Here is a 20,378-nt window from a genome sequence, read left to right as displayed (position 1 = left end):
AATTTACATAATCTGCCTTAAACTGCCTAGTATATTAAATATATATTATAAAATTGGAATGTTTTTTTAATAAATTCGAAAGTAATTTTATTTAAAGTAAAATTCTTTTGTACATTTGATTATAAATTAATTATCGTCATGAAAAAATTAATGTTTTTAGGTGCTTTTGCTTTAGGCGTTACAAGTTTATTTGCTCAAACACTTAGTTTAGAAAAAGAAGAAATTCAATTTGGAAATATAAAGTTGAATACTGAAGTAACAGCTAAGATGAAAGTAACCAACTCAGGTGATAAACCTTTAATCCTTAAAAGCGTTGTTGGATCTTGTGGATGTACAGTTCCAGAATATCCTACAACACCTATCGAACCAGGAAAATCTGCGGATATTACCGTTAAATATTCAAGTGGTTCTGTGACTGGAGATTTTAATAAATCCGTAACAATCACATCTAACGATCCGGTTTCTTCTCGAAAAATTTTCAGAATAAAAGGAAAAGCAGAATAATAGTAAAGCAAGTTATTTAACTTGCTTTTTTTGTTCTTCTTTCAAAATGTTTAAAATCTTCTCTCTTTTTCTGTCCATTTTTTCAAAATAAAAGCCTTTTCTTACATCAGTAGAATCGATTTGTTGTAGGTAAATTTGATATTGTAGAAATTTTTCTAATTTGGTTTTACTTATTTTTAAATTATTAATGTTCAATTCAGTTTCTTTATAATTTCCTGGAATTAAAATTTGATCAAAATTTATACTTCTCATATAAGAAAATGATTTAATATTTTTGAAATAATCACCTTTAAAAATAGAAAATATTAAAATAAATGAAGTAATATATACAAATATTAAACTTAATAATTCTGAATATTTATTGAATATTTTTGTGTTAACTAACTTAAACATAATTAATAAATCAATAATTAATACATCTAATAAAAATCTAAATTGATTAGAAAAAATTAATATTATTAATAATTTCACTATACAACAGAATATTAACGATTTTATAAAATAATTCTTTTTATAGAAGCCTATTAACAAATTGAAAATTGTTAAACAAATAATTAAAAGAAAAATTATTGTTCGAGAAGATGATTGAAAAAAAATAGCTTGAAAATATTCAGTTGTATTCATTCTTACTACTTCTTCAAAAGTAAACGAATCTTTAAGTGGAATAAATTTACCGTTCTGTGCAGATAATTCATATAAATGATGCGGTGAAGCCCATTTCAAACCTTTTATTGAAGAAAATTCTAAAGGAAACAAAGGATTTGCAGAAACAATAACTCCTTTACAACAAAATAATAAAGCAATAAAAATAAGTAAAAATAAATTCTTGTCTTTTAAATTTTTGTATTCTTTATTTCTTAAATATTCAATTCCAAAAAATAAAATTAATACAATACTTATTGGTTTAATTACAAATAAAATAGCAGCGTAAAAAAGGTAATCAGATGCTTTATTTTTATAACGTAAATATTCGTTGATTAATAGAATCGTAAGAACAAAAACAGGAAGATCTGGTGAAGGAGTATTTAGAAAAAATAAAAAAAGGAGATTAAAAATGAGAAGTTTTTTTTGCTTCAATTCGAAAACATAGAGATTGAAGATTAAAAATAAACAAAAATTTAATCGATAATAAATATCCAATGTTTCGTTAATAGAAGCTTGCAAAATATGCCAAAAACTATTTTGCGCCAAAACCCATTCAAAATTAGAAAGCCCTTTTACAAAACCAGCAAAATCAAGCCATTTTATTGTCGGAATATAATACCCGAAATGATCTAAAATAAAAGGATACGTAACGGCAACCAACAATCCAACAAAAATAAAAGCATAAAAATATCGTGATATATTTTTCAGTTTCAACAAACTTCGCTTCACTTCGTTTCTATGATAAATTAATGATAGAATCGCAATTGAAATTAATACTACTTCGTATGTAAAATTTAATGGAAGAAAAAATGCGACGAAAAAACTTATCAACCCAACACCTATCATTCCATTTATAACTGTAAACGATATAGTTGAATTTATTCGAGGGAAAATTTTTTGGAATAAAAATCCAAATCCTAAAAAATAGAAAATTAAGGCGATTGATAAAAAAAACTGCAAAACCATTATTTACCTAACAATCTTGAAGTTACATGATTACTAAATGATTCAATTTCATTTGATTTTAGAAATTTAACTTTCATTGTTCCATCAAAATCTTCGACTGAAATGATTTCAATTTCATCATTCAAATGAATATTTTTTGAATTCAAATATTTCAAAAATTCATCAGAAGAACCAATGACAGCACATATTTCTACTTTGTCACCTTCTTTAAATTCTGCCAACTTTTTGTAATTGATAATTTCTATTTTTCCGTTTTTATCTGGAATTGGAGAACCATGCGGATCGAATTTAGGAAAATTCAATAATTCGTCCATTTTATCGAAAAAAATTGAACTTTGAATATGTTCTATTTGCTCAGCAATTTCATGCACTTGCTCCCAGCCAAATCCCATTTTATCTACCAAAAACATCTCTGTCAATCGGTGTTTTCTTACAATCAAAGAAGCTTTTAAAATTCCTTTATCAGATAACCGAAGTGGTTTATACGATTCATAAATCACCAATTCTTTTTCAGCTAATTTTTTCATCATACTATTTACAGTAGGCATTTTTATTTCCAAATGCTTACTCAAATCCTTCACATTCACTTCTCCTTTTCCATTTTCAGAAAGATGAAATAATGCTTTTAGGTAATTTTCTTCGACCAATGAATTCATAGAAACAAATATAGTTGAAAATTAAGTAAAATTTAATAATTCATTTTTAATAATATTTTTGTTAGATTTGTCTAACTTTTTAATTTGATTATAAATTTCACTTGATATGAAAACAACATTTTATTTATTCATTGCTTTAACCTCCATTCTATCATATGCTCAGGAACAAAAAGATTCTATTTATGTAAAAGATCCTTCAGAAAATTTAGATGAGATTGTAGTTACAGGAACAATGAAAGCTGTGAGAAAGTCTGATAGTCCAGTTCCAATTGAAATCTATACACCGAAGTTTTTTCAAAAAAATCCAACACCTTCATTATTTGACGCTGTACAATTAATAAATGGTGTTCAACCGCAATTAAATTGTAACGTTTGCAACACAGGTGATATTCATATTAACGGAATGGAAGGTCCTTATACCATGATTTTAATTGATGGAATGCCAATTGTTTCTTCTCTATCTACAGTTTATGGTTTGAGCGGAATTCCGAATTCTTTGGTTGAACGAATAGAAGTCGTAAAAGGGCCAGCATCTTCCCTTTATGGAACAGAAGCTATGGGAGGTATAATTAATGTAATTACCAAATCTCCTAAATCTGCTCCAAAATTATCTTTGGATGCTTTTACAACTTCTTGGTTGGAAACCAATCTTGATGGTGGATACAAATATAATTTAGGAGAAAAGGTAAATGGTTTATTTGGCTTTAATTACTTTAAATATGGAAACAAGAAAGATAAAAATAACGACGGTTTTACAGATGTAACATTACAAGATCGCATCACGTTATTCAATAAATTTGATTTTGAACGTCAAGAAAATAGAACAGCATCGGTTGCTTTACGTTATTTATATGAAGATAGATGGGGAGGTCAAATGAATTGGAAAAGAAAACTACACAGAGGAAATGACGAAGTTTATGCAGAAAGCATTATGACAAATCGTTTTGAAGCGATAGGAATGTATCAATTACCTCTAAAAGAGAAAATAATGGCTCAATTTTCTTATAATTTTCATCAACAGAATTCATTTTATGGTACAGAATCGTATCAAGGAAAACAACAAGTTGTTTTTGCTCAAGCTTATTGGGATAAAATAATTGGACAACATAGTTTACTTTTAGGAACTTCATTCAAGTATACTTATTACGATGATAACACAAGAGGGACTGGAGAATATGATGAAGATAATAATCTAATCAAGAATAATCCAATGAACACACCGATTCCTGGTTTTTTTGTACAAGACGAATGGGCTTTGAATACTGAAAATAAACTTTTAATTGGTTATAGATTTGATTACGATAAAACACATAAAGGAATACACTCTCCAAGAGTAGCTTACAAATTTTCACCTTCATCTCATCATACTTTAAGAGCAAGTTTTGGTACAGGATTTCGTGTTGTGAATGTTTTCACAGAAGATCATCGTGCATTAAGTGGAGCTAGACAAGTAGTTTTTGAGAATGAATTAAAACCTGAAAAATCATATAATGGAAATATTAATTATGTGTTCAAACTACCAACTTCTTTTGCAGCTCTAAACTTTGATTTCACAACATTCTATTCTTATTTCACAAACAAAATTATTGCTGATACAGATACTGACGAAACAAAGATTATCTATGACAATTTAGATGGATACGCAATATCTCAAGGAGTTTCTTTAAACATAGATGCAACATTTGACTTTCCTCTAAAAATAATGCTTGGCGCAACCTATATGGATGTTTACAAAAAAGAAAATGGCGAAAAAGAAGTTCAATATCACGCACCGAAATGGTCTGGAAATTTCTTAGCAAGTTATGCATTCAAAAAAGGTTTTACTATTGATTTAACCGCCAATTATAATGACAAAATGAAATTACCTCGCGTAGAAAATGATTATCGACCTGAATATTCAAAGCCAACTTTTATTACCAATATTCAATTAAGTAAATTATTTAAAAATAATATTGAACTCTATGTTGGAGTAAAAAATATTTTTAATGTTTTACCAAAAGGCGATGTTATTGCTCGTTGGTGGGATCCATTCGGAGAACCTGGAAATGGTGTTACTCCTCCTAAAGGAAGAAACGATGTTATTTTTGAGCCAAATGATTACAGCTATACACCTATGCAGGGAACAAGAGGTTTTATAGGTGTTCGATACAATTTACGCTAATGAAAATCTGGTACTTCATATTCATTTTATCTTCATTGAATCTTCAAGCTCAGATTTCAATAGAAAAATTTAATTCAATTTTTAATGAAAATCCTAAACCAATTCTGCTTTATTTTTCTACCAATTGGTGTAGTTACTGCATGATTCAAAAGAAACAATTAGAAAAAGATGATGAATTACTTCAAATTCTGAACAACGACATTTATTTTATAGAATTTGACGCAGAAACGAATGAATCAATTATTTTTTTAAACAAAAAATATGAACCTAAATCGGATAAAAAAACTCACCCATTTTTAGAAGAATTTATTGATAAAAACGAACAAATTAGTTATCCATACTGGGTTTTAATCTCAAAAAATTTTAAAATTGAAATGACTTATGCTGGATTAATTAAAAATAAACCACTAAAACTTTTATTGAAAAAGTATTTACAAAAACCTTGATTTTTAGATTTACAAAAAAGCCTCAATTAATATTGAGGCTTTTTAATCACAAAAATTTACTCAAACGCAATTATCGAAAGTTTTGGATTTTCAATAATCTCTTTTTGTTTGAGCTTTTCTATATCAATCACACCAACAATGTGATTATAATTTTTACTTTGATAACGCTCTTCTATTTCATCAAAAATGTTTGAAACATCATCTGCTTGATTCTCAAAACCGATGTAAATTCTCTTTTTTCCTGTTTGATTAAAAACTCCTTCTTCTTTGTTTTCATATTTTCGAATCGAATATTGATAATCATATTTTAACGCAGAAATATCACTCAAAACGGCAGAAGAAGTTGGGAAACGCCCTGCTCCTTTTCCATACAAAAATTGTTCATCCGAAAGCGAACTTCCAATCAAAACACCATTATATTCGTTGTTTACAAGTGCAATTGTTTTATTTAATTCAACAAAAGTTGGTAAAACTGTTGATGTAATTTCACCTGTTTGATGATTAATTTTAGAATTCGCAATCAACTTTATAGTATAATTTTTTTCTTTCGCGTATTTAAAATCTTCCACTTTCAACGAAGTAATTCCTTTTCGAATAACTTGATCAACATCAATCTTTTTACCGAAAGCATGCAACGTAATAATTGCTAATTTACTCGACGCATCAAAACCTTCTACATCAGCCGTTGGATCAGCTTCTGCAAAACCACTTTCTTGCGCTGCTTTTAAGGCATCTTGATACGACTCATTTTCATTTGCCATTTTCGTCAAAATGTAATTTGTTGTTCCATTTACAATTCCAGAAACATAATTCAATAAGTCATTATCAAAATATTCTTCTAAATTTCTAATAATCGGAACTGATCCACAAACAGATGCTTCATAAAGAAAAGAAACATTATTTTTTGCTTGCAAATCCAATAATTCTTTGTGATGATCGGCAATCAATTTTTTATTTGCACTTACCACATGTTTTCCTTTATTGAACGCTTTTATAATGATATCATGCGCCGCATCAGCATCCGAAATTAACTCAACAACAACATTTATTTCATCATCATTTAAAATATCATCCGCATTAGTCGAAAATAATTCAGACGGAGCATTTCTAGGTTTAGAATTATCTTTAATCACAATTTTTTTAATTGCAGCATTCAATTGTGGTTTTTCTTCTAAAACCTTGTAAATTCCTTCTCCTACAACTCCAAATCCGAACAATCCGATATTTATTTTTTTCATGTATTCTTTTGTTTTAATAATTTTTTATCAGAGAAAAGTGAAGAAAAAAAATGGTTCAATCGCATAAAAACAATTGAACCATTTTGAATAAAGAATATTATTGAATGATTGGTTTACAGTAGTTTTTATTCATCTTTCCTATAAGGATGGATTTAGCACCTTGATTTGTTAATCAGGTTGCTAAAGTTTCTTTGGGCCATTTCCCTCCACTTTTCTTGATAAAATGTAAATTTTAATGAACTATTTCTGAGGACAAATTTAGGTGAAAGAATTCTATATATCCAAATTAATTTCATCTTTTTAATTTAATATTTTCCGTAATTAGTAATAAAAACACACAAATTATGAATTTTATTCTATAAATATCAATATGTAAAAATAATTTTCTAAAAAATACAATTAAAAGAAAAAACAAATCTTAATATTTTTTCAAGAAAACCTTTTTATATTAAAAATATTCTAAAAACGATTAGTTTTAACAATTGATTAAAATATTATTTCTTTAAAAATAGCATTTTAAAGAATAATTTTCTAAAATAAATTTCAAAAATGACCTATTAGAGATTTTGAACTATTTCAAACAAAAATTATTTCTATGAACCAAATTCTAAACTCGTTTTTTTCAATCTTGATTTTTTTATTTTCAATACTTTAAATAATTTTGCACATAGCTTTATAAAGAAAGATGGAGGGAATAGGCCCGTTGAAATCTTAGCAACCCAAAGTATAGTTGGGTGCTAAATCCTACTCAAATAGAGAAAGATAAGGACTCACCTCACACTTCTTCCCATAAAGCTTTTAAAATATTTAGAATGAAATTAGACGATATACTAAAAGAGCGTATTGTAATTTTAGATGGTGCGATGGGAACAATGATCCAAAAGCATAATTTACAAGAAGAAGATTATCGTGGAGAACGATTCAAGGATTTTCATACGTCTTTAAAAGGAAATAACGATTTATTGGTTTTAACGCAACCGCAAATTATCAAAGATATACACAGAGAATATTTGGCTGCTGGCGCGGATTTGATCGAAACAAATACGTTCAATGCCAATATTATTTCTATGGTTGATTATGATATGGTTGATTTGGTTGATGAATTAAATTACGAAGCCGTTCGTTTAGCGAAAGAAGCGTGTGAAGAGTTTTCTACGCCAGATAAACCTCGTTTTGTTGTTGGCTCTTTAGGTCCTACGAACAAAACTGCCTCTATTTCGCCACAAGTTAACGATCCAAGTTATCGCGATGTGGATTTTGATTTATTGGCAAATGTTTATTATCGTCAAGCAAAAACAATGTTAGAAGCTGGTGCCGATATTTTACTTGTTGAAACTATTTTTGATACTTTAAATGCAAAAGCTGCATTTTATGGAATTCAAGATGCGATAGAAAAAACAGGTATTAACGTTCCATTAATGGCTTCTGGTACAATTACAGATAAATCTGGACGTACGCTTTCTGGACAAACAACCGAAGCTTTCTTGATTTCATTAGAACATATTGATTTAATTTCAGTTGGATTAAATTGCGCTTTAGGTGCAACAGATTTGATTCCATATTTGGAAGTTTTAGCCGAAAAAGCTCCATTTTATGTGAGCGCATATCCAAATGCTGGTTTACCAAATGCTTTCGGTGGATACGATGAAACTCCTGAAATGATGCGAGATTTTATCAAACCCTTCTTGGATAAAAAATTGGTAAATATTTTAGGTGGATGTTGTGGAACTACACCAGATCATATCAAATTGATGGCAGATTTAGCAAAAGAATACGAACCTCGAAAAATTAATGTAGAATGTCAGGCGTAAAAATTCAACTTTCTGGATTAGAACCTTTAATTGTACGTGAAAATTCAAACTTTGTAAACGTTGGTGAACGTACAAATGTAACTGGTTCTAAAAAATTCTTGCGATTAATCAAAGAAGAAAAATTTGAAGAAGCACTTCAAGTTGCACGTGATCAAGTAGATGGTGGCGCGCAAATTATCGACATCAATATGGATGAAGGAATGCTTGATGGTGTTGCTTCTATGGTGAAATATTTACGTTTGATTGCTTCTGAACCCGATATTTCGAAAGTTCCAATTATGATTGATTCTTCGAAATGGGAAATTATCGAAGCTGGTCTAAAAAATGTTCAAGGTAAAGCGATTGTCAACTCAATCTCTTTAAAAGAAGGCGAAGAATTATTTATTGAACATGCCAAAAAAATTAAGCGTTATGGTGCTGCAACAGTCGTTATGGCGTTTGATGAAAAAGGTCAAGCAGATAATTATGAACGCCGAATAGAAATTGTAAAACGTTCGTATGATATTTTGGTGAATGAAGTAAATTTCAATCCAAGAGATATCATTTTTGATGTGAACATTTTCCCAGTTGCAACAGGAATGGACGAACATCGTCGAAATGCAATCGATTTTTTTGATGCAACTAAATGGATCAAAGAAAATCTTCCACATGCATTAGTTTCGGGTGGAGTTTCGAATGTTTCGTTTTCGTTCCGTGGAAATAATGCAGTTCGTGAAGCGATGCACACAGCGTTTTTATATCACGCCATCAAACACGGAATGGATATGGGAATCGTCAATCCAGAAATGATTGAGATTTATGATGATATTCCAAAAGATTTATTAGAACACGTTGAAGATGTTTTATTGGATCGACGTGATGATGCGACAGAGCGTTTGATTGATTTTGCTGAACATCTAAAAGGTGTTACAAAAGAGAAAAAGAAAGATGATGCTTGGCGTGAGTTACCATTAGAAAAACGTATTGAAATTTCTTTGGTTAAAGGAATTACAGAATTTATTGACGAAGATACTGCCGAAGCTTTAGAAAAAATTGGTTCTCCTTTACGTGTTATTGAAGGTCCTTTGATGGATGGAATGAACGTCGTTGGAGACCTTTTCGGAAGTGGAAAAATGTTCTTGCCTCAAGTAGTTAAATCAGCACGTGTGATGAAAAAATCGGTTGCTTATTTAACACCATTTTTAGAGGAAGAAAAACTTAGAAATAAAACAGATAAAGAACCTTCAAAAATCTTAATGGCGACTGTTAAAGGCGATGTTCACGATATTGGGAAAAATATTGTTTCTGTTGTTTTGAGTTGTAATGGTTTCGAAATAATAGATTTAGGTGTAATGGTTTCTTCTGAAACGATTTTAGATGAAGCGCAAAAAAATAATGTCGATGTGATTGGTCTTTCTGGGTTGATTACCCCTTCGTTAGATGAAATGGTGCATGTTGCTAGAGAAATGAAACGTCTTAATCTTGATATTCCATTGATGATTGGTGGCGCTACGACTTCTAAAGCGCATACAGCTGTTAAAATTGCACCAGAATACGATAAAGCAATTCATGTTTTAGATGCTTCTCGTTCGGTTACAATTTGTCAAAAATTGATTGGAAATCAACAAGCAGAATTACTTACAGAAACAACTACTGATTATACAAAAATTAGAGAAGGTTTCTTGAATCGTGCTGTATCAAAGGAATATCTATCGATTGAAGATGCTCGAAAAAATAAATTAAAAGTTGATTTTGAAGAAAATAAACCTTTTAAACCAAATAAATTAGGTGTTTTTACGCATCAAACAACAGTTTCTGAATTAAGAGATTTTATAGATTGGACTCCATTTTTCAAAACGTGGGATTTACACGGAAAGTTTCCAGCGATTTTAGATGATGAAATTGTTGGAACAAATGCCAAAGAATTATATGTTGATGCATTGTCGATGTTAAATAAAATCGAAACTGAAAATTTAGCAAAACCAAAAGCTGTTTTTGGGCTTTTCAAAGCGAATACGGTAAACGATGACACGATTGAATTGTTTGATGAAAATGATAACAAAATCGAAGAATTCTACACACTTCGTCAACAAGCAAAAAAATCGAAAGAGCAACCAAATATTTCGATTGCTGATTTTATTGCGCCAAAAGATTCAAATATTCAAGATTACATAGGTGCATTTGCTGTGACTGCAGGACAAGAAATTGAAGAGGTTGCCAAAGCTTACGAAACTAATTTAGATGATTACAATTCGATTATGGTAAAAGCAATTGCCGATCGTTTGGCTGAAGCTTATGCAGAATATTTGCATAAATATGTTCGTACAGAAGTTTGGGGTTATGCGAAAGATGAAACTTTATCAAATGACGAATTAATTTCAGAAAAATATAAAGGAATTCGCCCTGCTCCTGGTTATCCTGCGTGTCCTGACCATTTAGAAAAAGAAACGATTTTCAAGATTTTGGATGTAGAGAAAAATGCAGGAATTGAGTTAACAAGTTCGTTGGCGATGTACCCCGTTTCGTCTGTTTCAGGTTATTATTTTGGAAATCCAGAAGCAAAATATTTTGGAATTGGTAAAATAAAAATGGATCAGGTAGAAGATTTTGCACAACGTAAAAATATAGAACTTGATAAAGCTGAACGTTGGTTGAGTCCTAATTTAGCGTAAAAGAAAGCGTTAAGCAAAAATAAATTTTGTCATTCTGAATGAAGGGTAATCGAAATAAAGAATCTTAGATTCCTCGACAAGCTCAGAATGACAAGAAAAGCAAAGTCAGTCTGAACTCGTTTCAGAATTACACAAGTTTGGATGAAATGTAGAAATAAGTTCAGCATGATAACGAACGTAGAACAAAATTAAAAAATGCGTTAGGGATTGCAGTGAAAATCCTTTTTTGATGATTGAGCAAAGTCGAAATGAACAAAAAAGATTGCAACGAAAAGCCCTCCCGAAGGGAACGCCCTTATAAAAGAAATTATATAATCGAAATTCGAGATTCGAACTTCGCTAAACGATGAAATAAAGAATGAAAGTTACCGAACATATAGAACGCGCAAACGGAAAACCGTTGTTTTCTGTGGAAATTTTACCACCTTTGAAAGGGCAAGATGTCAATGCGACGTTCAAAACTTTAGATCCATTAGTTGAGTTAAATCCAGCTTTTATCGATGTAACTTATCATCGTCAAGAGTATATTTACAAACAGAAAGAAAACGGATTGTTGAAGCGATATCAAGTACGAAAACGTCCTGGTACAGTTGCGATTTGCGCTGCGATACAGAATCATTATAAGATAGATGCAATTCCGCATTTGATTTGTGGTGGATTTACAAAAGAGGATACAGAAGATGCATTGATTGATTTGAATTTCTTAGGAATTGATAATCTTTTGGTTTTGCGTGGAGATCCTATTAAATCGGAAAAATCTTTTGTGCCAGAAGTTGGAGGACATGCGCATGCATCGGAATTGATTGAGCAAATTACGGCTTTAAATACTGGAAATTATTTGGATGACGAACTACAAGAGTCTCATGCAATGGATTTTTGTATTGGTGTGGCGGGTTATCCTGAGAAGCATTTCGAATCGCCGAATCTTGCAATGGATTTGTATTATTTGAAAAAGAAAGTGGAATTGGGTGCAGATTATATCGTGACGCAAATGTTTTTCGATAATCAAAAATATTTTGATTTCGTGAAGAAATGTCGCGAAATGGATATTAATATTCCGATTATTCCAGGTATAAAACCTTTAACAACTTTCAATCAACTGACATCGATTCCGCAAAATTTCTATTTGGATTTGCCAGAAGCTTTGGCAATGGAAGTTTTGAAGTCGAAAGATAAGGAACGAATTAAGGAAATCGGGATTGAATGGTGCATTCAACAATGTAAAGAATTGATTGATTTTGGTGTTCCGGGATTACATTTCTATACGATGAGTAATTCGATAAATACAAAAAAAATCGCTGAGGCGGTTTATTAAATAGGAAAAATATGCTATCAAAAATCCGAGCGCTTACTCGGATTTTTGATAAAATAATATTTAATCATATGCTTTTTTTAATGCTTCTTCGATATTTAAAAAAGCTTCATTATTATTAAGATTATTTACTAACATCCATTTTTTAATATATTCTAACCCTTTATAGTTCTTAGTATTAATAATTTTCAGAAAAAAACTACAATCAATAATTTCTTCTTTAATTTCATTATTTTCAGTTATGCGAAATAAATTTAACAGAAAATCACCAGCATATAAAACTGAATCACCGTTAAATCTTGAAGAAATCCAACCTCCAAAACCATGCGGAATTGATTGTATTAATACATATTGATCAAATTCTGACCAATTTAGTACATCAAGACAAAGATCTTCCCAATCATTTTTAGAAAAATCATTTAAATCTTCTTGAATATACTCATTTCCTCCCCCCCATACTCCAAAAATCTCCATCAACATGTGTATTTTTCAATATATAATAATATATATCTTGAATTTTATAATTGTTAGTTTCGCTTTTTGAATGGGTTATATAATTACCTTCCCATTTACTAGAAATTAAATGTTGTAAATCTTTAGATAAAAATGAATAAAGCCTCACAAATATAGGTTGAGTATCATAATCCGTAGTATACATTCTATTTAAACCTTTTATTGTACAATTAATTAGTATTTTTATAGAGTAGTTTTTCCAGCCTGATAAATTATCCTTTAACTTATCAAAATCACTATCTGAAAAATCACTTAAATATTTATATATTTCAATTCCTCCTTTTGCTTCCCAAAAATGTTTATTTTTAAATCTATATTTTTTAATAAAATGGTATAGATTTTCTACAATATCAGTTTTATTTGATTTTAAAAAAAAGTTTAACATATTTTTAAATGATTAATAAAAAACTTAAAATAAAATTTTACAAAATTCAAGAATCTAAAAATTTCTTTTTTCAATTCTACTAGACAAAAAGCCTTTTCAAATTACAATAAAGTAAACAATAAACCAATATAAAAATCTATTCACAAAAAATCCGAGCAAATGCTCGGATTTAATTATACGATTATAGTTTTTTTTCGAGCTGATTTTTTCATTCGATACATAAGGTAAATAATTAGAGACAATAGAAATGAAAAGATAAAATATCGAATTGCTAATCCATTTTGACTATCAACTTTACCTGTGTTTGAGATAATAAAACTTGTAAGCGAAGTAATAATATACGTCATTCCTCCCATCAAACCACCAGCAACACCAGCATTTTTAGGAAAAGCCATCATATTTGAAGTAAAGAATGATGTGAATAAAATTCCTGAACAAATATGAATGAAAAAAGCAAAGAATAATAAAACAAATAGATTTTGAACAAAGAAACCTGTGATAATCAAAAGTGAAATCAAAATTAATTGTATAATAATAGTTAAAACTATACTTTCATTAAAATCAAGATGCATTCTTTTTTTTCCTACAAATCCGCCAATCATCCACGAAAAACCTAAAATTAAAGTTGAATAACCAATCACAACAGAATTAAAATGGTAAGTATTTTCAATTAAAAATGGACCAATAATATTGAAAATCATCACAATAGAATAAGCAACAGCTTGTATCATAATACCGACTATAAATAACTGATTTTTAAGCATCATTCTATACGTATCGATGACGTTTTTAAAATTTAATTTAGTTTTTTCAGTAATACTTTCTCCACTTAAAATCAATTCAAAAATTAAAATTAAAGCTGCATAAATTGCTAAAAAATAGAAATTTGCATGCCAATTAAACAATTTTTCTAAATATCCACCTAAAAACGGTGCTAAAATAGGTCCACATGACCAAACAATAGTAAAATAACCTAAATAATGTTTAGCCTTTTCCGGTGTATGAATATCGATAAAAAGTGCTCTGGTCGCAATGACAATAACCGCAACTGAAATTCCTTGAATAACACGCAGCAAACAAATCAACAAAATACTATCTGTACTCGCGATAACCAAACTTGTGATTAATACGACAAATAATGCTACAATTTTTGGATAATATCGTCCAATTGCATCCAAAATACTTCCAATAAACAATTGGGATAAACCGTAACTCAATAAAAAACAAGTCAAAGTTAATTGAATACTACTTTCTGGAACCATCAACGATTTTGCCATCGACGGAAATGACGGCAAATAGATATCTGTTACAAATCCCGAAATTGGAATCGAAAAGAAACCAAGTATACTTACAATTTTTTTTCTTTTTTCTGATGCTTCTCTCAACATAAATCATTTTTTACCATGCAAAAGTAAAATGAATGTGAAATTGAGGAATTAAAAAAGACAAATAAAAAATTACAAAAATCAAATAAATTAATTTTCTTGTTTAAATTTTAATGGAGAAGTTAAAGTATGTTTTTTAAAAAAATTATTAAAATGTGCTGGTTCTTCAAAACCTAATGTGTAACCAACTTGCGCAATATCCCAATCAGTATACAACAGCAAATTTTTGGCTTCTTCAACAATTTTCTGTTTAATAATCTGTGTCGTTGTTTGTTTAGTCACAGATTTCACCGATGAATTGAGATGATTTACATGAATATTTAATTTCGTTGCAAAATCAGCTGGTGTTTTCAAAATAAGTGGATGAGCAGGCGAATCGAGCGGAAATTGTTTGTTTAATAATTCATCAAACTTCTTATACAATCTCACATTTGAAGGCAATTCAACCGCATGTATTTCATCAACTTTTTGTTCTAAAACATAATGAAAAATAGCAGATAAATGATTACGAATACTAAAATATCTCAATTGATAATTGGATTGATTAAGACGATACATTTCCTGAAAATAAGACAAAATCAAAGGTAATTGTTCTTCCGAAATCTCAATGAAAGGAGAACTCCAATCTTTAAACAAAGATGTTTTTTTGAAGACATCAAACTCTTTATTTTCAGAAAAAAATTGTTGATTGAACAAACAAAAATAACCTTCTTGTAAACTTGATTTACATTCCCAAGTGTAAGAAATATGAGGAGATGGAAGAAATAAAACCGGCTTAGAAATATACCGTTCATTATTTCCATATTTAAAAATTCCTTCACCAATCAACAGACTTATTTTGTAATAATCTCGTCGACTATATGGACTTTTAAAACTACAATATTTGCGCAAAGAAATATTAAAATGCGCTTTATCGTGTTCAAAATTAGCAGAATTCATCAATTCGGCTTGTTCTAAACTAATTTTATTGTAATAATCTGCAATAGTTTCTAATTCTTGGCTCATCTCTATTCTTACAAAATTCAAATAAACAACATTTTAAAATAATTATATGTTAAAATCTATATTAATCATAAATACTATTCATTGTGCATTTTGATAATTTTAGCAATTAAACCGTCAATTCGAGTGAAATTCTTTTAGAATTTTGTATCGAGAATAAGGTTTTAGAAGATAAAATTCTATTCTCGATACAATTTTTATTCATTTCATTTCTAAAAATCACTCGAACTGACGAATTTTAATTCAAAATATACAACGGGTTAAATATTATAAAATTTCATTAACTTTAATCACATTAAAATTCAATAAAAATGCCTTGGAATCCCGAAATTTATAATCAATTTAAAAATATTCGTTATCAACCTTTTTATGATTTAGCGGATTTGATTTCTGCTGGTAATTTGAAAAATTGCGTCGATGTTGGTTGTGGAACTGGTGAACAAACAGTTATTCTTGCCAATAAATTTGAACATGCTAACTTTTTAGGAATTGATTCTTCGAAAGAAATGCTCGAAAAATCAAAAGAATTTGATTTAGCCAATCTTACATTTCAGCAAAAAACGATTGAAGAATTTGCAAATTCTGATTCAAATTGGGATTTAATTTTAGTAATGCAGCTTTGCAATGGTCAGATAATCATGAAGAATTATTTCCTAAGTTAATCTCTAAACTGAATGATAATGGACAATTTGCGGTGCAGATGCCTTGTCAAAAAGATAATGTATTGAATGTTATTTTGAGTCATTTGGCACAAGAAAAACCTTTTACAGATTATTTGAATAGTTTTCATCGAGATTCTCCTCTGTTGGCGATAGATGATTATGCGAAAATCATGTTTGATAATGGATTGAAAGATTTGAACATTAACATGAAAGTTTATCCAATTTACGGAAATGACGAAACAGAATTTTATAATTTTATATCTGGTTCTGCCTTGATTCCTTATATAGAGCGCTTAACTACTGAACAGCAAGAATTATTTACTACAGAATTCAAAACGAGAATTAAGAAATATTACAAAACTTTTCCTGCAATTTATTCCTTTAAGAGAATATTGTTGTATGGGAGAAAGAGTTAAATAAAAAAGAGAATCAATTATGATTCTCTTTTTTATTTATTAAAATTTAATCTAAATCGTCTAACACTGATTTTAAGATATTACAACCTTTTATAATATCTTCATCCGAAATATTAATTGGTGGTGTAATTCGTAAATTCTCGATACTATACATCAAAAAGAAAAGAATCAAACCTCTGTTCATACATTCTTGTTGAACGCGCAACGTATATTCTGGCGATGATAACTCAGGTGCTAACATCAAACCTTTTCCGTGAATTTTTTTAATTTTTGGATGCTGAAGATTTTCTCTGAATAATTGTTCTTTACGATCAATATCATCCATTAATTTTTCATCATCTATAACATTTAGTAGTTCCAAAGCCGCTGCTGCAATCACAGGATTTCCTCCGAAAGTCGTGATATGTCCCAATTGAGGATTTTGTTTCAACGAACTCATAATTTTATCAGAAGTCATAAACGCACCAACAGGCAAACCGCTCGCCATACCTTTTCCCATTGCCACAATATCTGGCACAACTTCAAAATGTTCGAAACCAAACAATTTTCCAGTACGTCCAAAACCTGGTTGAATTTCGTCCATAATCAATAATGCATCAACTTCATCGCAACGTTTTTTCAGCTTGATAAAGAAATCATTTTCTGGCAATCTAAAACCAGAAGCACCACGAATACTTTCTACAATAACACCAGCTGTTTCTTTGGTAATTTTTTGTAAATCTTCTTCGTTATTAAAGTCAATAAAATAAACTTCTGGTAACAATGGTCGGAAAGCAGCTTTCTTACGTTCATCACCCGAAACACTCAATGATCCATGTGTATTCCCGTGATAGGCATTACGAAAAGAAATCAATTGACGACGACCTGTAAAACGTTTCGCTAATTTAAGCGAAGCTTCAATCGCTTCTGTTCCAGAATTCACCAAATAAACTTGATCCAATCCTTCTGGTGTTAAATCAACCAATCGCTTACATAATTCAACTGGTTTTTCTTGCGCATATTCACCATAAACAGCGACATGCATATATTTGTTTACCTGATCTATAATCGCTTGATTGATGCGCGGATGGCTATGTCCAAGTGTATTCACCGAAACGCCAGCCACAAAATCAAGATAGGCTCTTCCATCCTTTCCATAGATATAAGAGCCTTTTGCGTAATCGACTTCAAAACCAGATGCAAAATTTGTTGTTTGCGCCTGATATTTGAAAAATCCTTCCTTTAATGTTCCCATTTTATTTTAATAAAAAAAGTACAGCTGCACCGCCCATTGCATATGCTGCAACAGTAAGAGCATCTGATTTACCTTTCGAAAATTTTCTTATTTTGAACGATGAAATATCATTTTTATGAAACTTCAATTCTTTTTCTGTTCCTTTTACAACAGCATATAAAGTATCAGCTTTCCATTGCTTCGCCTCTATTGTATATTCTTTTCCTTGCGCATCTACTTTATAAAATTGATCGGGTTTGATAACATCCGAAATTTTAATCGTAGAAGGATCTATCGCTACTTTCTCTTCTTTATTCTCTTGTTTTTTTGCTTTTAATGCAGCTAATTCTTCTTTACTTTCTGAAAGAGATGAACTAATTGCATTTTCATTCGGACTTTTACGTTCTCTTCTCAATTCAGCAATATCAGATCTGGAACGACTTCTTTCATTAGAATTAGTCGTTTGATTTTGATTATTACCTTTAGACATTTCCAATGCATACTCCTCAGGATCAAAAGCTTTATATGTATAACAACTTGATAATAACAGAATAGATAATATGATAGATGTAGTTTTCATTTATAGTTTTAGAAATTAAACGATTAATTTATGAAAAGATTATTTCGATTCGATAAAAATATCTCGCCAAGTGTTTAATCGTTCAGAAATTCGCCATTTAAAATCGGGCAAATAACGCATTTCTTCTGGAAATTTTGACAACGGATACATTTTTCCATCCGATTTTATACGACATGCAACCAATTCAACATCTTTTCCTACAACATCAACTTCTATAATTCCACAATACGAAATATTAACTCCGTAACGTTCTTTCACTTTCGTTTTTTGATCCGTATCATCCATGTACGTCAACGCGACAGCATTTTCTTCTACATTTATAAAATCAATTTTATCGTCCTGAAAAAGAACAGTCAAATATTTTCCTTTAATTTGATGATATTCATTTTCCACAAGCGAATCCACTTTAGCAATCACAAAAGCATTATTAAACACTTTCATCGAGTCTAATTTTTCTGTTTTCGCATTTGTATACGCTTCGATATAATCTCCTGTAACTTGGTTATCACCAGAAAATAAAATTGGATCTTTGTAAAATTGCATCAATCCTTTAGTTTGATTGTACACCAAAGAATCTGCTTTTCCGTTCGCATTCGATTTGTAAAAACGCGCTTTATGAAAAGCTTTCACCAATGAAGTCGAATCAACATCGTGACGTTTTACCGCCAACAACGTATCAGCACTTATGTAAAGCGAATCTTTATCAAACGCTTTCACAGCATACGCGTTCTTCGTTACAAAAGCCGAATCTAAGTATTTAAAAGCTTCTCCGTAATCACCTTTCAAAAATCTTTTTTCTAATGGATCATCCAAAAAAACATCGCCTTCACCTTTACCAAAACCTGTTTTATCGTTGAAATAAAGTTTTTTAGCCGTCAACGTTTTGTTTTGATAATAAACTTTTGAATTTCCTCTTAACCAAGCTTCACCTGTTTTTTTATTAAAATCTCCATCCGAAGTAATGATATATTGTGATGGATCATTTCGACGTGTAATTTTAGAATAATCGCGGAAAGTTGTAATTCCCGTAATATCATTCGTCGTCATTTTTCTCGAATAAATCGTATAATCTTTATTCGTAATAAAAACTTCTGAACCAAAATTTGCCGATTTAGACTTTACATTATACACAACATTTCGTCCTTCGACTAAAGTTCCATCAGAACCAATTGTTTTGTAAGTATCATTTACAATAATATTTCCTGTCAATCGTTCGTAAATCATTTTCTCAGAACTTATTTGTTGCGTAGGTATCTTCACTTCTACTTTCCCAATACCAGTCGCAATCTCGGTTGTACGATTATAATCCATATAATCTGCCGTAATACGAGAACTTGGATCAGTCAACACCACATCTTTGAAAGCTTTTGCAATTGTTGTGTTTCCGTCATACTCCATTTTATGCGCCGTAATTGTTTTGTCTTTGCTCACCAAACGTGCATTCGACCAAACAACAGCCAAGTTTTTATCACGATACAAAACCGCACTATCAGCTGTAATTACATCACCTTTATATTCAATAACAACATTACCTGTTAGAATTTGATTCCCTTCAAAACGATCTGTATAACGCTCAAGTAAATCAGCATTCTTCAACACAACTTTTTCTTTTTTAGGTTTCTGTTGCGCAAAAGCACTTATCGTTATAAAACATGAAAGTAAAAAAGCAACTTTCAAACCTGTTTTATTTTTATTTATATAATTAATTAACAATTACTTATTATTTTTATTTAATCTTTATTTCACTTCCGAAAAGTGTTAGCCAAAATTAGTATTATTTTTTTAGTCCTAAAAATTAATTATTACGTTAAAACGTGCTTGAATACTTAAAA

General features: G+C 30.0%; 18 protein-coding genes and 2 riboswitches. Of the genes, 8 read left to right on the top strand and 10 right to left on the bottom strand.

Annotated features, from left to right (window positions below; translation table 11 throughout):
• The first annotated feature begins 138 nt into the window (after positions 1-138).
• A complete protein-coding gene (locus FH779_RS08515) occupies positions 139-504 on the top strand; it encodes a DUF1573 domain-containing protein (RefSeq protein ID WP_038334454.1) in 366 nt (121 codons plus the stop codon).
• Between the two features lie 12 nt (positions 505-516).
• On the opposite strand, the gene FH779_RS08510 is transcribed toward FH779_RS08515, so the two are convergent.
• A complete protein-coding gene (locus FH779_RS08510) occupies positions 517-2,109 on the bottom strand; it encodes an LIC_10190 family membrane protein (RefSeq protein WP_180906742.1) in 1,593 nt (530 codons plus the stop codon).
• A gap of 5 nt (positions 2,110-2,114) precedes the next feature.
• The gene (locus FH779_RS08505) at positions 2,115-2,771 is read right to left on the bottom strand and encodes a metal-dependent transcriptional regulator (RefSeq protein ID WP_180906741.1); all 657 of its coding nucleotides are present in this window, start codon (positions 2,769-2,771) and stop codon (positions 2,115-2,117) included.
• 106 nt (positions 2,772-2,877) lie between these two features.
• Between FH779_RS08505 and FH779_RS08500 the strand changes: the two genes are divergently transcribed.
• Together FH779_RS08500 and FH779_RS08495 are read left to right on the top strand one after the other, a co-directional pair.
• On the top strand, positions 2,878-4,932 hold the full coding sequence (locus FH779_RS08500; protein ID WP_180906740.1) for a TonB-dependent receptor plug domain-containing protein: 2,055 nt from the start codon (positions 2,878-2,880) through the stop codon (positions 4,930-4,932).
• A gap of 140 nt (positions 4,933-5,072) precedes the next feature.
• Positions 5,073-5,378 carry a hypothetical protein gene (locus FH779_RS08495; RefSeq protein ID WP_244958050.1) on the top strand — a complete coding sequence of 102 codons (306 nt, stop codon included), beginning with the start codon at positions 5,073-5,075 and terminating at the stop codon, positions 5,376-5,378.
• A gap of 56 nt (positions 5,379-5,434) precedes the next feature.
• Here the strand turns inward: FH779_RS08495 and FH779_RS08490 are convergent, their stop codons facing one another.
• Positions 5,435-6,616 carry a homoserine dehydrogenase gene (locus FH779_RS08490; RefSeq protein WP_180906738.1) on the bottom strand — a complete coding sequence of 394 codons (1,182 nt, stop codon included), beginning with the start codon at positions 6,614-6,616 and terminating at the stop codon, positions 5,435-5,437.
• A 126-nt stretch (positions 6,617-6,742) separates the two neighbouring features.
• A riboswitch (SAM riboswitch) is annotated at positions 6,743-6,841 on the bottom strand.
• Between the two features lie 445 nt (positions 6,842-7,286).
• Positions 7,287-7,385, top strand: a riboswitch (SAM riboswitch).
• Positions 7,386-7,428: 43 nt separating this feature from the next.
• Here FH779_RS08490 and FH779_RS08485 point away from each other — a divergent pair.
• The 3 genes from FH779_RS08485 to metF all read left to right on the top strand — a co-directional run bounded on the left by FH779_RS08485 (position 7,429) and on the right by metF (position 12,393).
• Positions 7,429-8,427: a homocysteine S-methyltransferase family protein gene (locus tag FH779_RS08485; protein ID WP_180906737.1), complete on the top strand. Its 999-nt coding sequence runs from the start codon at positions 7,429-7,431 to the stop codon at positions 8,425-8,427.
• The gene (gene metH, locus FH779_RS08480; RefSeq protein ID WP_180906736.1) at positions 8,415-11,078 is read left to right on the top strand and encodes a methionine synthase; all 2,664 of its coding nucleotides are present in this window, start codon (positions 8,415-8,417) and stop codon (positions 11,076-11,078) included. Before FH779_RS08485 ends, metH begins: the two co-directional genes overlap by 13 nt.
• A 358-nt stretch (positions 11,079-11,436) precedes the next feature.
• Entirely contained in the window at positions 11,437-12,393 is a 957-nt protein-coding gene (gene metF / locus FH779_RS08475; RefSeq protein ID WP_180906735.1) for a methylenetetrahydrofolate reductase [NAD(P)H], read from the top strand.
• Between the two features lie 60 nt (positions 12,394-12,453).
• On the opposite strand, the gene FH779_RS08470 is transcribed toward metF, so the two are convergent.
• The 4 genes from FH779_RS08470 to FH779_RS08455 all read right to left on the bottom strand — a co-directional run bounded on the left by FH779_RS08470 (position 12,454) and on the right by FH779_RS08455 (position 15,699).
• Complete coding sequence (locus tag FH779_RS08470) at positions 12,454-12,864, bottom strand: hypothetical protein (protein ID WP_180906734.1); 411 nt, start codon at positions 12,862-12,864, stop codon at positions 12,454-12,456.
• Positions 12,830-13,288 (bottom strand): hypothetical protein, encoded by a 459-nt coding sequence (locus tag FH779_RS08465; protein ID WP_180906733.1) that lies wholly within the window; start codon positions 13,286-13,288, stop codon positions 12,830-12,832. Before FH779_RS08465 ends, FH779_RS08470 begins: the two co-directional genes overlap by 35 nt.
• 173 nt (positions 13,289-13,461) lie before the next feature.
• On the bottom strand, positions 13,462-14,676 hold the full coding sequence (locus FH779_RS08460) for an MFS transporter (protein WP_180906732.1): 1,215 nt from the start codon (positions 14,674-14,676) through the stop codon (positions 13,462-13,464).
• An 87-nt stretch (positions 14,677-14,763) separates the two neighbouring features.
• On the bottom strand, positions 14,764-15,699 hold the full coding sequence (locus tag FH779_RS08455; protein WP_317169030.1) for a helix-turn-helix domain-containing protein: 936 nt from the start codon (positions 15,697-15,699) through the stop codon (positions 14,764-14,766).
• A 287-nt stretch (positions 15,700-15,986) separates the two neighbouring features.
• Between FH779_RS08455 and FH779_RS17675 the strand changes: the two genes are divergently transcribed.
• Both FH779_RS17675 and FH779_RS17670 read left to right on the top strand, forming a co-directional pair.
• Positions 15,987-16,337, top strand: a complete 351-nt coding sequence (locus FH779_RS17675; protein ID WP_317169029.1) for a class I SAM-dependent methyltransferase — start codon at positions 15,987-15,989, stop codon at positions 16,335-16,337.
• Positions 16,268-16,753, top strand: a complete 486-nt coding sequence (locus FH779_RS17670; RefSeq protein WP_317169028.1) for a hypothetical protein — start codon at positions 16,268-16,270, stop codon at positions 16,751-16,753. Before FH779_RS17675 ends, FH779_RS17670 begins: the two co-directional genes overlap by 70 nt.
• A gap of 46 nt (positions 16,754-16,799) precedes the next feature.
• Here the strand turns inward: FH779_RS17670 and FH779_RS08445 are convergent, their stop codons facing one another.
• Genes FH779_RS08445 through FH779_RS08435 form a run of 3 tightly spaced genes read right to left on the bottom strand, consistent with a single transcriptional unit; the run spans position 16,800 to position 20,259 of the window.
• Entirely contained in the window at positions 16,800-17,987 is a 1,188-nt protein-coding gene (locus FH779_RS08445; RefSeq protein ID WP_180906731.1) for an aspartate aminotransferase family protein, read from the bottom strand.
• Position 17,988: 1 nt separating this feature from the next.
• On the bottom strand, positions 17,989-18,546 hold the full coding sequence (locus FH779_RS08440; protein WP_180906730.1) for a hypothetical protein: 558 nt from the start codon (positions 18,544-18,546) through the stop codon (positions 17,989-17,991).
• A gap of 39 nt (positions 18,547-18,585) precedes the next feature.
• Positions 18,586-20,259: an OstA-like protein gene (locus tag FH779_RS08435; RefSeq protein ID WP_244958049.1), complete on the bottom strand. Its 1,674-nt coding sequence runs from the start codon at positions 20,257-20,259 to the stop codon at positions 18,586-18,588.
• Positions 20,260-20,378 lie beyond the last annotated feature (119 nt).

The organism is Empedobacter falsenii (assembly GCF_013488205.1).
Taxonomy (GTDB): domain Bacteria; phylum Bacteroidota; class Bacteroidia; order Flavobacteriales; family Weeksellaceae; genus Empedobacter; species Empedobacter falsenii_C.
Note: the sequence above shows the minus strand (reverse complement) of the source record. Positions and strands in the feature narration are given on the sequence as shown.